13 protein-coding genes are annotated in these 13,001 nt (G+C 72.9%); 2 read left to right on the top strand and 11 right to left on the bottom strand.

Features of this window, described 5'->3' with window-relative positions; translation table 11 throughout:
* Positions 1-161 precede the first annotated feature (161 nt).
* Positions 162-1,337: an MFS transporter gene (locus J5X75_RS04515; protein WP_208465993.1), complete on the bottom strand. Its 1,176-nt coding sequence runs from the start codon at positions 1,335-1,337 to the stop codon at positions 162-164.
* 382 nt (positions 1,338-1,719) lie between these two features.
* The gene (gene lexA, locus J5X75_RS04510) at positions 1,720-2,373 is read right to left on the bottom strand and encodes a transcriptional repressor LexA (RefSeq protein WP_208465992.1); all 654 of its coding nucleotides are present in this window, start codon (positions 2,371-2,373) and stop codon (positions 1,720-1,722) included.
* A gap of 125 nt (positions 2,374-2,498) precedes the next feature.
* Here lexA and J5X75_RS04505 point away from each other — a divergent pair, with 125 nt between their 5' ends.
* Positions 2,499-3,014, top strand: coding sequence for a hypothetical protein (locus J5X75_RS04505; protein ID WP_208465991.1), 516 nt, complete (start codon positions 2,499-2,501; stop codon positions 3,012-3,014).
* A 531-nt stretch (positions 3,015-3,545) separates the two neighbouring features.
* Here the strand turns inward: J5X75_RS04505 and J5X75_RS04500 are convergent.
* The 5 genes from J5X75_RS04500 to J5X75_RS04480 all read right to left on the bottom strand — a co-directional run bounded on the left by J5X75_RS04500 (position 3,546) and on the right by J5X75_RS04480 (position 8,731).
* Positions 3,546-4,841, bottom strand: coding sequence for an MFS transporter (locus tag J5X75_RS04500; protein WP_208465990.1), 1,296 nt, complete (start codon positions 4,839-4,841; stop codon positions 3,546-3,548).
* Entirely contained in the window at positions 4,838-5,386 is a 549-nt protein-coding gene (locus J5X75_RS04495) for an ArsR/SmtB family transcription factor (RefSeq protein WP_208465989.1), read from the bottom strand. The genes J5X75_RS04500 and J5X75_RS04495 overlap by 4 nt, the downstream gene beginning before the upstream one ends.
* An 80-nt stretch (positions 5,387-5,466) precedes the next feature.
* Complete coding sequence (locus J5X75_RS04490; RefSeq protein WP_208465988.1) at positions 5,467-6,822, bottom strand: hypothetical protein; 1,356 nt, start codon at positions 6,820-6,822, stop codon at positions 5,467-5,469.
* Positions 6,819-7,679, bottom strand: a complete 861-nt coding sequence (locus J5X75_RS04485; protein ID WP_208465987.1) for a hypothetical protein — start codon at positions 7,677-7,679, stop codon at positions 6,819-6,821. Before J5X75_RS04485 ends, J5X75_RS04490 begins: the two co-directional genes overlap by 4 nt.
* Positions 7,676-8,731 (bottom strand): hypothetical protein, encoded by a 1,056-nt coding sequence (locus J5X75_RS04480; protein WP_208465986.1) that lies wholly within the window; start codon positions 8,729-8,731, stop codon positions 7,676-7,678. The genes J5X75_RS04485 and J5X75_RS04480 overlap by 4 nt, the downstream gene beginning before the upstream one ends.
* A 188-nt stretch (positions 8,732-8,919) precedes the next feature.
* Between J5X75_RS04480 and J5X75_RS04475 the strand changes: the two genes are divergently transcribed.
* The gene (locus J5X75_RS04475; protein WP_208465985.1) at positions 8,920-9,792 is read left to right on the top strand and encodes an alpha/beta fold hydrolase; all 873 of its coding nucleotides are present in this window, start codon (positions 8,920-8,922) and stop codon (positions 9,790-9,792) included.
* On the opposite strand, the gene J5X75_RS04470 is transcribed toward J5X75_RS04475, so the two are convergent.
* The 4 genes from J5X75_RS04470 to J5X75_RS04455 are packed head-to-tail and all read right to left on the bottom strand — an operon-like array spanning position 9,793 to position 12,924.
* On the bottom strand, positions 9,793-10,758 hold the full coding sequence (locus J5X75_RS04470) for a branched-chain amino acid ABC transporter permease (protein ID WP_208465984.1): 966 nt from the start codon (positions 10,756-10,758) through the stop codon (positions 9,793-9,795). It abuts the gene before it with no gap.
* Positions 10,755-11,615, bottom strand: coding sequence for a branched-chain amino acid ABC transporter permease (locus J5X75_RS04465; protein WP_208465983.1), 861 nt, complete (start codon positions 11,613-11,615; stop codon positions 10,755-10,757). The genes J5X75_RS04470 and J5X75_RS04465 overlap by 4 nt, the downstream gene beginning before the upstream one ends.
* Positions 11,612-12,295 (bottom strand): ABC transporter ATP-binding protein, encoded by a 684-nt coding sequence (locus tag J5X75_RS04460; protein WP_208465982.1) that lies wholly within the window; start codon positions 12,293-12,295, stop codon positions 11,612-11,614. The genes J5X75_RS04465 and J5X75_RS04460 overlap by 4 nt, the downstream gene beginning before the upstream one ends.
* The gene (locus J5X75_RS04455) at positions 12,292-12,924 is read right to left on the bottom strand and encodes an ABC transporter ATP-binding protein (RefSeq protein WP_372450836.1); all 633 of its coding nucleotides are present in this window, start codon (positions 12,922-12,924) and stop codon (positions 12,292-12,294) included. The genes J5X75_RS04460 and J5X75_RS04455 overlap by 4 nt, the downstream gene beginning before the upstream one ends.
* Between the last annotated feature and the right edge of the window lie 77 nt (positions 12,925-13,001).

Below are 13,001 nucleotides of genomic sequence, written 5' to 3'. Positions count from 1 at the left end.
CCCTCATCCAGCGAAAGAAGCCGGCCCGGCGCGCTGCCGACCACGAGCACCGAGGCCGCCACGATGTCGTGTCAGCGGCCGCAGACGCCCAAGGTCGCCGCACACGGGGCAGTCACCCCGCCACATCGGCGGCCCCGGGCGCCCGCACACACGGCGTCTCGTCAGCGGTTGCGGGCACCCAAGGTTGCCGCGGACATGGCGGCCACGGACAGGAGGCCGGCGATCGGGGCGAACGCGAAGCCGTACCGGATGCCGTCGGAGACCAACGGGCCGGTGATCGCGGCACCCGCCGCGCTGCCCACCGTGAACGCGGTGATGATCCACGCGAAGGCCTCGACCGCGGTCCCGGGCGGAGTCAGCCGGTCGGCCGCGAGGAAGACCGCGGTCAGCAGCGGCGGCAGCGACAATCCGGACACCGCGAGCAGCACCGCCATCGGCACCGGGCCGGGAACCAGCAGCAACGGTACGAAACCGGCGGCGAGCGCCGCCGCGGTCAGCGGCAACCGGCCCGGCCCGCCCGGCGTGGCCCGCGTGTAGAGCAGGCCGCCGGTCAGCGCGCCGGCCGCCTGCGCCGCCAGCAACCAGCCGCTCAGCGCACGGCTTCCGGCCGCCTCGGCATAGCCGGTGACGACGACGGGCAGGCTTCCGACCGCCGCTCCCGCACAGATCACCCCGGCCACGATCACGACGAAACGGGGTACGCGCAGAGGCCCCGCCCAATGCCGCGCACCCGCCTCACCCCGCCAGGTCCGTACCACCGGGGTCAACGCGAACCCGGCCACCCCGGCGATTTGCAGCACCGCGGCGGCCAGCAGCCCCGCGGGCGGCCCGGCGATCCCGACCGCGGCGAGCGTCACCAGCGGCCCGGTCACGTAGATGACCTCCTGAACCGCGAGATCCAGCGAGTAGGCGGCCGCCACGTTCTCCGCCGGAACCAGGTTCGGCCAGAGTGCCCGCAGGCAGGCTTCCAGCGGTGGCGTCCCGAACCCGCCGGCCGCCGCGCCCGCCAGCATGACCGGCACGCTGTGCCCACTGACGGCGACCGCCACGAAACCGGCGCCGGACAGCACCGCCGACCCCCACAGCACCGGCGGCTGCCGCCAGCGGTCGACGATCCGGGCCAGCAGCGGCGCGCTCACCGCCATCCCGGCCGTGTAGGCGGCCACGACCAGCCCGGCGAGGGCGAGCCCGTGTTCCTCACGGGCGAAAAGCAGCAGGGCCAGCGGCGCGGCGGCCATCGGCAGGCGGCCGGTCTGACTGAAGACGAGAAGCCGGCGTACGAACGGGGCACGCAACACGGTCCGCAGACCGGACGGCGCGGAAACGGCAGAGGACATGACGGATCGCTCCCGAAATCCGAGGGGTGATGGGCGCTGAAGGGACCGCCGGAACGGCACGGTGCCGATCAGGGAGCGAAGTCGGAACGGTCGTGATCGTTGCCGTAGAGCGGCAGGTCAGGCGTGATCCACCGCGCAAAGGCGGTAGCGATGGCCTCGACCGGATGCACGCCGCCACCCTAACCCATCACCGCGCCACCCGGGTGCCGCCGCCGCGCCCCCCTGCCGTCGTCGCCCGCCCGGTCATCGCCGATCGGCGGACGGGCCGCGGTGCGGGGTGGACGATATCGGGCATCGTTCGTCCGGCCCGACGCCGCTCCTCGCCGATCGGTCGGGCCGACCGCGGAGCCAGGGCGGTGCCGGGCGTCGGCGGAGCCGCAGCCTACAGACGGCGGAGGACGCAGACGACCTTGCCGAGGATCACCACGCCGTCGGCGGGGATGGGGGCGTAGGCCGGGTTCCGGGGCAGGAGTTCGGCGTGCTCGCCGGTGTGGTGGAAGACTTTGACGGTGGCCTCGCCGTCGAGCATGGCCGCGACGATCTCCCCGTTCTCGGCGACCGGCTGCTTCCGGACCACGACCACGTCGCCGTCGCAGATCGCGGCGTCGACCATGGAGTCGCCCTTGACGTTCAGAGCGAACAGGGTGCCGCTGCCGACCATGCCGGACGAGACGGTCAGATAGTCCTCGACGTGTTCCTCGGCGAGGATCGGGGCGCCGGCGGCGATGGCGCCCAGCACCGGGACGGTCACCACCGGGTCGGCGGGCGGGGCGTCGGCGGCGGGGCGCAGCTCGACCGCCCGGGAGTTGTTGGGCTGGCGACGGATCAGGCCGTGCTTCTCCAGAACCCTGAGCTGGTAGGACACCGAGGACGGTGAGACCAGGCCGACGGCCGCGCCGATCTCGCGGACGGTGGGTGGATAGCCACGCTCGCGAACCGAATCGCGGATCACCGCGAGGATGCGCAGCTGCCGGGTGGTCAGTGGCGGCTGCCCGGGATTGATCGGGGGCTGATCTGCACCGCTTTCGATGCTCATGGCCGCACCTTACCCCATGATTAGATCAGATGTACGAAACGTGACCGGTTTCCGCCCGTTCGGGGGACGCTCGCCCCGACCCGATGACCGATGCCGATCATGTCACCGTCCGTGAAGATTTTCCGATGCCGACCATCTGGGAGTACGCGGACCAGGTCGCGGCGGGCGACACCGGCCCCTGGCAGGCCGCGACCCGGCGGACCGCCATCCTGCTCGCGCCGACGCATCCGGTGATCTCGCTGCCGTACCGCATGCCGGTGCACCAGGTCCTCGTGCAGACGACGGCGCTGGTGGTCTACGGCCGCACCCGGACAGCCGGCACTCCCAACCACGTCGTGACCGGTTTCGAACTCGCCACCTGGGTCGCCGACCACGTCCTGCCCGGTCCGGACGCCGGCCCGGGAGCAACAGCCACCGCGGTTCGGCGGCAGCTCGACAGCATCGCCGGCATGCTCCGCTCGACCGGCCACCACGTGCCCGAGCCGGGTCCACGGGCGCTGCACCGCTACTCCCCCGATCCGGTGGTACGCCTCTGGCACGACCTGGCCGACATCGACGACGCGCCCGGCCTCGGCACTTTCCCCCTGCTCTGCCTCGGCGTGGCCGCCATGTCCGACACCTTCGGCCCCGCCATCGTCTGACCGCACTCTCCCGAACACCACCCCACCCAACCGGCGCTGTCTCAAGCCTCCCGAAACAGCCAAACAAGATCAGCCGCCTCCCAGCGCTGCCCCACGCTCCACGAAACCGCCCCCGCAACCAACCGCAAGATCAGCTGCCTCCCAGCGCTGCCGCACGTGCCACGAAACCGCCCCCGCAACCAACCGAGCAAGATCAGCTGCCTCCCAGCGCTGCCGCACGTGCCACGAAACCGCCCTCGCAACCAACCGAGCGAAGTCATGCTGTCCCAGCGCCACGAAACAGCCTCCATGGCCAGCCAGAGGCCGCAGGGGCATTTGTCCGCTTTTGAGGGCTGTGCGTTGTGGTTGATCTTGACTGACCGGCTCTGCGGGCTGCCTCGGAGCCCTTGAGACAGCGCCACGACCAGCCGGGACGGAGCGGCCGGCTCTCAGGGCGTCTCAACGGCGCTGAGCCAGCAGCCACGACCAGCGGCTTCGGGAGGGTCGAGACGGGCCCGGGGGCGGCTGAAGGGGTGAGGGTGAGTGGGCAGCTCAGCCCGGCGGGCGCGGCACGGGATCGAGTTGCGGCTGGTCGCGTGGTGCCGGCGGGGCGGGCGGCGTGTGGTCGGGGGCGGCGTCGCGCGTACCGGAGAGGGGGTTTGATCTGCGGATCGCCGGGCTGATCGTCGCGGCGATCGCCGTGGTCAGCATGATCGCGGAGAGTGTGCCGATCGCGCCGGCCGGGCCGACGGTGGTGAGCAGGACGCCCGCGCCGAGGGAGGCGATCGGCATGACGCCCCAGGTCACCGTGGTGGCGGCGCTCATCACGCGGCCGAGCAGCTCGTTGGGGACCGTGACGCCGGTGTAGGTGAGGATCATGACGTTCCAGATCGGGCCGACGAAGGCGGTCAGGGCGCCGATCGCGCCGATCTGCCAGGGGTCGGTCGTCAGGGCGAAGAGGGGCAGGAGGGCGGCCCAGATCCAGTGCGTGCCGATGAGCACGGCGCGGAACGACAGGCGACTGTGGACACGCGCGGCGACCAGGGCGCCGAGCAGGCCGCCGGCGCTGTAGAGGCCGAGCATCAGGCCGATCCGCGCGGGGGTGGCGCCGTGATCGCCGGCGTGTACGACCAGGACCAGGACCAGGGCCTGGAAGACCAGGTTGCTCACCGCGATGAGCAGCAGTGACGCGCGGATGAGGGGGTTGCGCCAGACGTAACGGAGGCCGGTGAGGGCGGAGGTCCACAGGGGTTCGGCGGGGCCGTGGGTCTGGGGGCGCAGGTCGCGGCGCAGGAACAGGATGCTGACGGCGGCCAGCAGGTAGGAGATGCCGTCGAACAGGAACGGCAGTGCCCGGTCGAGTGTGAAGAGGAAGCCGCCGAGCGCTGGGCCGGCCAGGGTGACGCCGCGGCTGCGGGCCTCGTTGGCGGCGAACGCGGTGGCGAGTCGGCTCGGTGGCACCACCATCGGCAGGGCGGCGTGTTCGGCGAGTTCGAAGAAGACGAGACAGAGTCCCTGTACGAAGACGACCGCGCACATCTGGGCGACGGTGAGCACGCCGGACCAGATGGCGACGGGTACGGTCAGCAGCGCCACGGCGGCGACGAGTTCGCTGGCCAGGAGGATGCGGTGGCGGTTCCAGCGGTCGACCAGCGGGCCGGCGGGCAGGCTGGCGAGCAGGTGCGGGAGTGTTCCGGCGGCGCCGACCAGGCCGGCGTCCAGTGGGGAGCCGGTGGTGGCCAGCACCAGCAGCGGGGTGGCGGTGGCGCTGATCCGGGCGCCGAGGGTGGAGATGACCTGGCCGGTCCAGAGGATGGTGAAGTCGCGGTTGCGGCGCAGCGGGGTCATGACGGCGTGGGGAACGCGTTGAAGAGCACGGTGATGGGCCGGGCGTCCGCCGGGGCGGTGGCCGGGTCGCGGATCCAGCGGGAGGCGAAGGCGATGTACTCCTCGCCGAACCGGGCCAGTTCGTCGGCGGTGAGCCGGGTGTTGCTGAACGAGTTCATGGCGGCCTCCGCGAAGGCGCCGTGCGACTCCCGGTCGGCCAGGTAGCCGAGCAGGTCGCGTTGTGCCTGCTCGAACCATTGGCGGCCGATCGCCTCGGCGGCGGCGGTGACCTCGGGGTCCTCGCTGGCGCGTGGGAGCCGCAGGTCGAGCGGGACGGCCCGCCAGTAGCGGCGGCGACCGGCGGAGCGCCCGGTGTCCTCCTCGACGAAGCCGTAGCGCTCCAGTTGGCGCAGGTGGTAGCTGGTGGCGCCGCGGTCGGCGTCGAACGCGGTGGCCAGGTCGGCGGAGGTGGCGGGCCCGAAACGGTTGAGGTGGGTGAACATCCGTTGCCGGAGTGGGTGGGCCAGGGCCTTGAGGGAATCGATGTCAGTGAGTTCGCGTCGCACGAATGAGAAGCTATCTATGCAAAGGTTTCTTCTCAAGGGACTGTCAGTGCGAAGTCAGAATTCGCCCGCAGGGGACTTCCTCAGCGGACGAAGAGCAGGAAGAGCCCGGCCCAGGTGCAGCCGATCATGAAGAGGACCATCGGGAACTCGTCGGCGAGGACGGCGAGCAGCGGACGGCCGGGGTGCTCGGCCAGGGCACGGTCGTGGGCCACGATCACACCTACGGCGTGTCCGATCAGGATCAGAGCGATCTGTACGGCGGCGAGCACCTGAGAATTCAGGACGACCGTCCCGGACGGGTCCATGCCGACCAGCAGGAGCACACCGCGCGGGCCCTCGGTGACCAGCAGGGACAGGTAGTGGGCGAGGGTGTAGCCGGCCGCGATCGGGACCAGCGACATGGTCACGTCCAGGCGGCCCGCGGTCCAGCGGACCACCAGGAAGACCGCCGCGCAGAAGAGTACGAGGCCGGCGGTCCCCGACAGCAGAGGGAACGGCAGGGCCACTGTGGTCCAGGCGCTGTCGAAGACGGTCGAGCCCCACCAGACGGCGATGAAGGCGGCCGGACCGGCGGTGGCCAGTGATGGGCGGGCCCGCGCCGGGACGGCGACCCCGGCCGCCGTGCCCGGCGTCGGGACCGGATTCGCGGGCGCGGCCGGCATCGGGACCGGGCTCGCGGGCGCGGCCGGCGTCGGCTCGCCGGCTGCGGGGCCGGCCAGGCCGGAGAGAAGCGGGCGCCAGCGGACGGGGCTCAGGCGGCCGGCCAGGTCGGAGTAGACCTCGAAGCTGTCGCCGCGCGCGAACCACTCCTCACCGCGGAGGGTGGCCAGGAGGAGTTGGCTCACGGCGTACGCCAGAAGGAAGAGACCGACCGCGACCGGATCGCCGTGATGGGGCACCACCAGCTCGAACCAGACGAACGCCAGCAGGAAGGCGGCCGCCGGCCAGGCGGAGGCGGGGGCGCCGGGCGGGAGCGGGCGCAGCCCGCGCCGCGGGAGGCCGAGCAGGGTGAAGAGGGTGCGCAGCGGGTTGACCGTCCGCCAGACCGGGCCGACGATCATGCTGACCGGCACCAGGCCCACCCACAGCAGGACGAACAGGGCGTGCGGGGCGGGGTTCTCCGGGCCGCGCGGGCCGACGACGGCGTAGCCGGTGACGTAGAGGGCCAGCAGGAGGACCGGATAGCGCAGGTGGTGGCCGACGCCGAGGGAGCGTGGCGTGGACGGTTCGAGGCGTGGTTCGCGCCACCAGAGGCCGGCGATCAGGAAGGACAGCACGAGGGTCGCGGCTCCGGCCTGCAACACCAGGTCGAGCGGAAGCGGCAGGTCCGCGGACTCCCCCACACCGTGCGCGAGCGTCAGGTCCACGGACTCCCCCACACCGTGCGCGAGCGGCAGGTCCGCGGACTCCCCCACGCCGTGCGCGAGGGAGGTCACACCGTCTCCTCGGCTTTGCGGGCCAGGTCGCGCAGCACGCCGGCGCCGGCCACCGCGACGCCCGCGCCGAGGCCGAGAGCCAGGACGACCAGGACGCGTTCGAGGTCGGCGGGACCGGCGAACGGCAGGACCGCACGGTGGAACGAGGTCACGTCGGGAAGGACGAACACCGCGGTCAGGGCCGCTCCCCCACAGACCGCGAGGATGCCGGCGGCCCGGCCGCGCAGGGCGGCCACTGCACCGCCGATGATCAGCGGCCAGGCGAGGAGGTTGATCCCGGCGGCGCTCAGGAAGGTTCCGGCGAGTGGCGCGGATTCGACGGCCAGGGTGGATCCGGCCACGTGCACGATGGAGGACAGTGCGGCGACACCGCCCGCGGCGGCCAGCAGCAGGTCGGCGCGGCGCAGCCGGCGGGCGAGGAGCACGAGCGCGGCGCCGGTGAGCGCGGCGGCGGCCCACCACGGGGCCGCCGGTGGGCGCTCCTCCCCGACGAGCACGCCGGCGACCGTGACCGGGGTGCCGGCGGCGTCCACGGTGATCGTCCAGGGGACGGTCTCGCCGGCCGCGACGGTGCGGCCGTCGGGGGTGGCGCGTTCGTCGGCCCAGGTGTGCTCGGCACCGGGCGCGACCGTGGGCCCGCCCGGGATCGTCACCGGTCCGCCGGTGCCGTTGCGCAGGCGGAGCCGGGCGCCGGCCTCGATGGCGACCACCTCCAGCCCCGGCAGGGCGGGCGTGAGGGAGACGACGCGGCCGCGGGAGTCGGTGGCGGTGAGGCCACCGGCGTGCGCGGCCGCCGGCCCGCCGGTCACCACCAGCGTGCAGGCGATGGTGACCAGGGCGACGACGATCCGCCTCACTCGGCGAGACGGTGGATGCTGCGGGCGACGAGCACGGTGCCCACCCCGGTGAAGGCGGTCAGCACCATCAGTCCGCTCACCATGTGGATGTTGAACCCGGTGGTCCCGGTCTGGATCTTGCCGACCAGCAGCACGGCGCCCCACACGGCCGGCGGCGTGACCAGTCCGAAGAGGATCCAGCGGGCGTTGGCGCCGAGCCGGATCAGCGGGTTCACGGCGCGCAGCACGATCTCCAGGACGATCGCGGCGGCGGCCACGGTCAACGCCGGCCACCAGGCGCGCTGCGAGTCGAACATCAGGTGCATGAAGACGGCGATCAGGCTGACCAGAGCGGCCGGCAGGCCGAGCGGCAGCGGCCAGCGGCGGCCGATGGCGAGGAACGGCACGAGCAGCAGGACCGTGCTGAACAGGTAGCCGTGCACGAGCTGCGAGTCCGGCGAGTAGACCGGCACCGGGTCGAGGTCGGCGCCCAGGTGACGGAAGCCGAGGGCGGTGGCGTGCAGCGAGTAGATGTGCACCGGCAGGGCCGCGAACAGGGTGGAGATGCCGACGAGGAAGCCGCCGGAGAGGCCGAGCCGGTCGCCCGGGTTCGCGGCGAGCATCAGGGCCGGGCCCATGGCGACCAGCACCATGCCGAGGATGATGAACTCGTGGCTGGGGCTCACGAAGATCTCCATGCCCTGCTCGATGCCCCAGATGTTGTGCCACAGCGTGTCGACACCGCCGCCGACCAGGAGGAACGCCATGCCGGCGAGCGGGATGCGCAACGCGTTGGGCAGGGCCAGAACACTCTGGTACGTGGGGATGCCGGGCAGCCGGGAGCGCATGATCCACAGCAGGGTGAAGCCGGAGGCGGCGATGCCGGAGTAGAGCACGCCGTGCCACGGCGTCCAGAAGGTCTCCAGCTCCGGGGTGGTGGCGTGGGCGTACGCGTCCAGTTGCAGCCCGATGACCAGCCAGGCGCTGGCGACCAGCAGGATCCACCGCTCACGTGCGCTGAATGTCACGGTGGGCGTTTCCACCGGCGCTTCCCGTTCCACGGATGTCGTCACGATCGCTCCCCCTCTGATCGGCTCGGCGACCGTAACCTACATCGCCGTCCTTACATGGTTCGATCAGACACCGGACGATGTGACTGGGATCGATGCGGAAACGGTCCTCGATGTCACGGCGGCCGAGGGCACGCCGGGTGGATCGCGATGGCACCGTGGTCACCGGTGACAACGGATAGTGTCGGTCCATGACCGAACCCGTGACGCACACTCTTGAGGTTTCCGGCGCGGTTCTGCGCTACGACGTCCGTGAGCCGGCCGGCCCGGCCACCGCCGTCCCGCTGTTGCTGATCGGCTCGCCGATGGACGCCTCCGGCTTCGTCACCCTGGCCGGCCACTTCACCGACCGGACCGTCATCACCTACGACCCGCGTGGCACCGGCCGCAGCGTCCGCACCGATCCGGCGCCGGAGTCGACGCCGGAACAGCACGCCGACGACGTCCGCCGGGTGATCGAGGCGGCCGGCGGTGGCCCGGTCGACCTGTTCGCCAGCAGCGGCGGCGCGGTCAACGCGCTGGCTCTGGTGGCCGCGCATCCCGGCCTGGTCCGGGTGCTGGTCGCCCACGAGCCGCCGACCGCGCGGCTGCTGGACGACCACGAGACCGCGGTGGCCGCGGTCGACGGCATCCGCGAGCTGTACCAGAAGTCCGGCCTGGGCCCGGCGATGGTCAAGTTCATCGAGATCGTCTCGCTGAAGGGCCCGGTCCCGGCCGACTTCGTCTCCCGTCCCGGTCCGGCCCCGGCCACCTTCGGCCTGCCCGCCGACGACGACGGCTCCCGCGACGACGTGCTGCTCGGCCAGAACCTGGTGACCTGCTGCCTCTACGAGCCGGACTTCGACGCCCTGCGCGCCACTTCGACCCGCGTCGTGATCGGGGTGGGCGCCGAGTCCACCGAGGAACTGGCCCACCGGGGTGGCCTCGCGGTCGCCAGCCGTCTCGGCCTCGAACCCACCGTCTTCCCGGGCAACCACGCCGGCTTCCTCGGCGGCGAGTTCGGCCAGCACGGCGACCCGGGCCCGTTCGCCGCCACCCTCCGCGACACCCTCGACAAGGCCTGATCAGGCGGATCCTCTCCGCAGCTTCCCGGCGGCGCTGCGAGCCGCCGGGACCAGGCCCTTCGGGAGGTAGAGGACGCAGACGACCAGGATGACGGCGTAGACGGCGTAGGAGAGGACGGCCGGGGCGTAGCCGGGCATGCCCGGCTGGGTGCCCAGGGTGTTGAGCAGCTGCACCAGCAGGACGATCACTCCCGCGCCGACCAGCGGGCCGGCGATGGTGCCCAGGCCGCCGACCACCGCCATCACCACGAACTCGATGGACAGCAGCACCGGGAACGAGCCGGGCGCCAGATATCCCAGGTAGAAGGCGTAGACCCCACCGGCCAGGCCGGCGAAGGCGGCGGACAGCGCGAACACGGCCAGCCGGTAGCCGCCGATCGCCACGCCGCTGGCCGCGGCGGCGGTCTCGCTCGTCGCGGCGGCGCGCATGCCGCGGCCCGCGCGGGACTCGATCACGTTGCGCGCGATCAGCACGGCGATCAGCAGGACCGACCCCGCGGCGTACGCGTAACCGAGGTCCGCACGCAGTTCGAAGCCGCCGATCGACAACCGTGGGATGCCCTGGAGGCCGATCGCGCCGCCCGCCCAGTCGGCCTGGGCGAGCAGGGACAGCAGGATGAGCTGCACCGCCAGGGTGGCGAAGGCCAGGTGGTGGCCGCGCAGCCGGAGCAGCGGCGCCCCGAGCAGGGTGGCCGCGACCGCCGCGATCACCGGGGCCGCCAGCAGGCCGAGCAGCGGCGGGACGCCGTGGACGGCGAGCAGGCCGGCCGCGTACGCCCCGATCGCGTAGAAGGAGGCCTGTCCCAGCGAGACCTGTCCCGCGTACCCCATCAGGAGGGAGACGCCGACGGTGACCGTCGCGGCGAGCGCGAGCAGCACGAACGTCGCGAGATGCCGTTCCGGAAGGAGCGGCGGCAGCAGGGCGAGCACCGCGATCAGCAGCCCGGCCGGGATCCACCGCCTCATCGCGCGGTCTCCGCGACCGGCCCGGTGCGGGCCGCCTGGACGATCATGACGGTGAGCATCAGCACGAGGGCCACCTCCACCTGGTAGGCGCCGCCGCCGTAGCCGGCGGCCAGGGTCTGTGCCACGCCGAGCAGCAGCCCGCCGGCGAGGGCGACGACCGGCCGGGTGAGGCCGCCGAGGACGGCGGCGGCGAAACCGTTGACGATCAGGGCGACGTCACTGTCGAACGTGACCTGCTGCACCGGTGTGGTGAGGACGCCGGCGAGGCCGCCGAGCGCGCCGCCGAGGGTGAAGGCGAGCAGGCCCATCCGGCGCACGTCGATGCCGACGACCTGGGCGGCGTAGCGGTTGGAGGCGCAGGCGGACAGCGCCCGGCCCGGGTCGGTGCGGGTGAAGAACCACGCCATCAGAGCGAAGACCGGCACGGTCACCGCGATGATCAGCAGGTAGTGGGCCTGGAGCCGGGCGCCGGCCAGCTCGGCCACGCCGGGCACGCCCGGGTAGGAGCGTGGCTGGTCTCCCCAGATCACAATCTCGACGGCGTACGCGAGCACGCCCAGTCCGAGGGTGACGATGAGCGAGGTCCCGGGGCTGGTGCCGGGGCGCCCGACGGCGACGGCGCCGACGAGCAGGCCGGTGAGGGCGCCGAGCGTGACGCCGCCGAGTTCGGCGAGGCCGTGCGGGACCCCGGCGCCGAGCAGCGAGGCGGTCAGCATGGCGGCGAGCACGGCGAACGCGCCCTGGGCGAAGTTGACCACCCGGGTGACCCGGTAGATCGCCACCAGCCCGCTGGCGACCAGCGCGAACCCGGCGCCGATGCCGAGCCCGGTGACCAGGTATCCGATCAGGTCGCTCATCGGGTCACCTCGATGTGGCCGCCCAGGTAGGCGGCGGCGACGCGGGGGTCGCGGGCCAGGTCGGCGGCCCGGCCGTGCAGGGCGATCCGGCCGGCTTCCAGGACGTACGCACGGTCGCACAGGTCGAGCGCGAGGCGGGCGTTCTGTTCGATGAGCAGCACGGCCAGTCCGCGGCCGGTGTTGAGGGCGCGCAGATGGCCGACGAGGGTGGTGACGATCAGTGGGGCGAGGCCGAGGCTGAGTTCGTCGACGACCAGGACGTCGGGGCGGGCCATCAGGGCGCGGCCGATGGCGACCATCTGCTGCTGTCCGCCGGAGAGCGCGCCGGCCCTACGGGTGCGGATCCCGGCCAGGTCGGGCAGCAGGTCGTAGATCGCGGTGGTGTCGCGCCCGCCGCGGCCGTTGCGCCAGCCGCCGAGGCGCAGGTTGTCGTCGACGGTGAGGTCGCCGAACATCTCCCGGCCCTCGGGGACCTGGGCGAGGCGGCCGTCGACGGTGATCGTGCCGGAATCCGGCCGCAGCAGCCCGGAGAGGGCCTTGACCAGGGTGGACTTCCCGGCGCCGTTGGCGCCGATGAGGGCGACCATCTCGTGGTCGTGGACGGTCAGGTCGACGCCGTCGAGGGCGGTGGCACCGGCGTACCGGACGGTCAGGTCACGGGTCTCGACGACGGCGGTCACGGGCGGACACCTCTTTCGCCGGATCGGGGCGCGGGTCGCCGTACCGTCGCGGGGTCGGTCTTGATCTCGGGGTCTTCGGCTGCCGGGCCCAGGTAGGCGGCGATCACCCGGGGGTCGGCGCGGACCTCGGCGGGGGTGCCTTCGGCGATGACGCGGCCCAGGTCGAGGACGGTGATCCGGTCGGCGAGGCGCATCACGAAGGCGACGTCGTGTTCGACCAGGAGGATGGTGAGGCCTTCGGCGCGCAGGTCGGTGACGAGGCCGGCGAGGTGTTCGCGTTCGGCGGCGCGCAGTCCGGAGGCGGGTTCGTCGAGCAGCAGCAGGCGGGGTTCGCCGCAGAGGGCGCGGGCGAGCTGGAGGGCGCGCTGCTGGCCGAGTGGCAGGTCCTCGGCGGGGCGGTGCGCCCAGGCGGTGAGGCCGGTGCGGTCGAGACAGGCGAGCGCGCGGTCCCGGATCTGGCGTTCCTCCCGGTGGTGGCCGGGCAGGCGCAGCGCGGCGGACAGGAAGCCGGACCGGGTGGTGGCGTGCGCGCCGACCATGACGTTCTCGAGGGCGGTCATGCCGTGGAAGGTGCGGGCGGCCTGGAAGACGACGCCGACGCCACGGGTGGCGCGGCGGTGGGCGGGCAGGGGGGGGCCGCGGGGGGCCCCGGCCCCCCCCCCCCCCGGGGGGGGGGGGGGCGGGGCCCCCCCAACAGGCCCACCCC

Origin of the sequence: Actinoplanes flavus, from assembly GCF_017592555.1 — a bacterium.
GTDB lineage: Bacteria > Actinomycetota > Actinomycetes > Mycobacteriales > Micromonosporaceae > Actinoplanes > Actinoplanes flavus.
Note: the sequence above shows the minus strand (reverse complement) of the source record. Positions and strands in the feature narration are given on the sequence as shown.

What these genes read in the sequence shown, in the direction of transcription:
- J5X75_RS04505 (WP_208465991.1), top strand. Translation starts at nt 2,499, where the DNA reads ATGCCGACCATCTGGGAGTACGCGGACCAGGTCGCGGCGGGCGACACC.
- J5X75_RS04475 (WP_208465985.1), top strand. Translation starts at nt 8,920, where the DNA reads ATGACCGAACCCGTGACGCACACTCTTGAGGTTTCCGGCGCGGTTCTG.
- lexA (WP_208465992.1), bottom strand. Translation starts at nt 2,373, where the DNA reads ATGAGCATCGAAAGCGGTGCAGATCAGCCCCCGATCAATCCCGGGCAG.
- J5X75_RS04500 (WP_208465990.1), bottom strand. Translation starts at nt 4,841, where the DNA reads ATGACCCCGCTGCGCCGCAACCGCGACTTCACCATCCTCTGGACCGGC.
- J5X75_RS04515 (WP_208465993.1), bottom strand. Translation starts at nt 1,337, where the DNA reads ATGTCCTCTGCCGTTTCCGCGCCGTCCGGTCTGCGGACCGTGTTGCGT.
- J5X75_RS04470 (WP_208465984.1), bottom strand. Translation starts at nt 10,758, where the DNA reads ATGAGGCGGTGGATCCCGGCCGGGCTGCTGATCGCGGTGCTCGCCCTG.
- J5X75_RS04465 (WP_208465983.1), bottom strand. Translation starts at nt 11,615, where the DNA reads ATGAGCGACCTGATCGGATACCTGGTCACCGGGCTCGGCATCGGCGCC.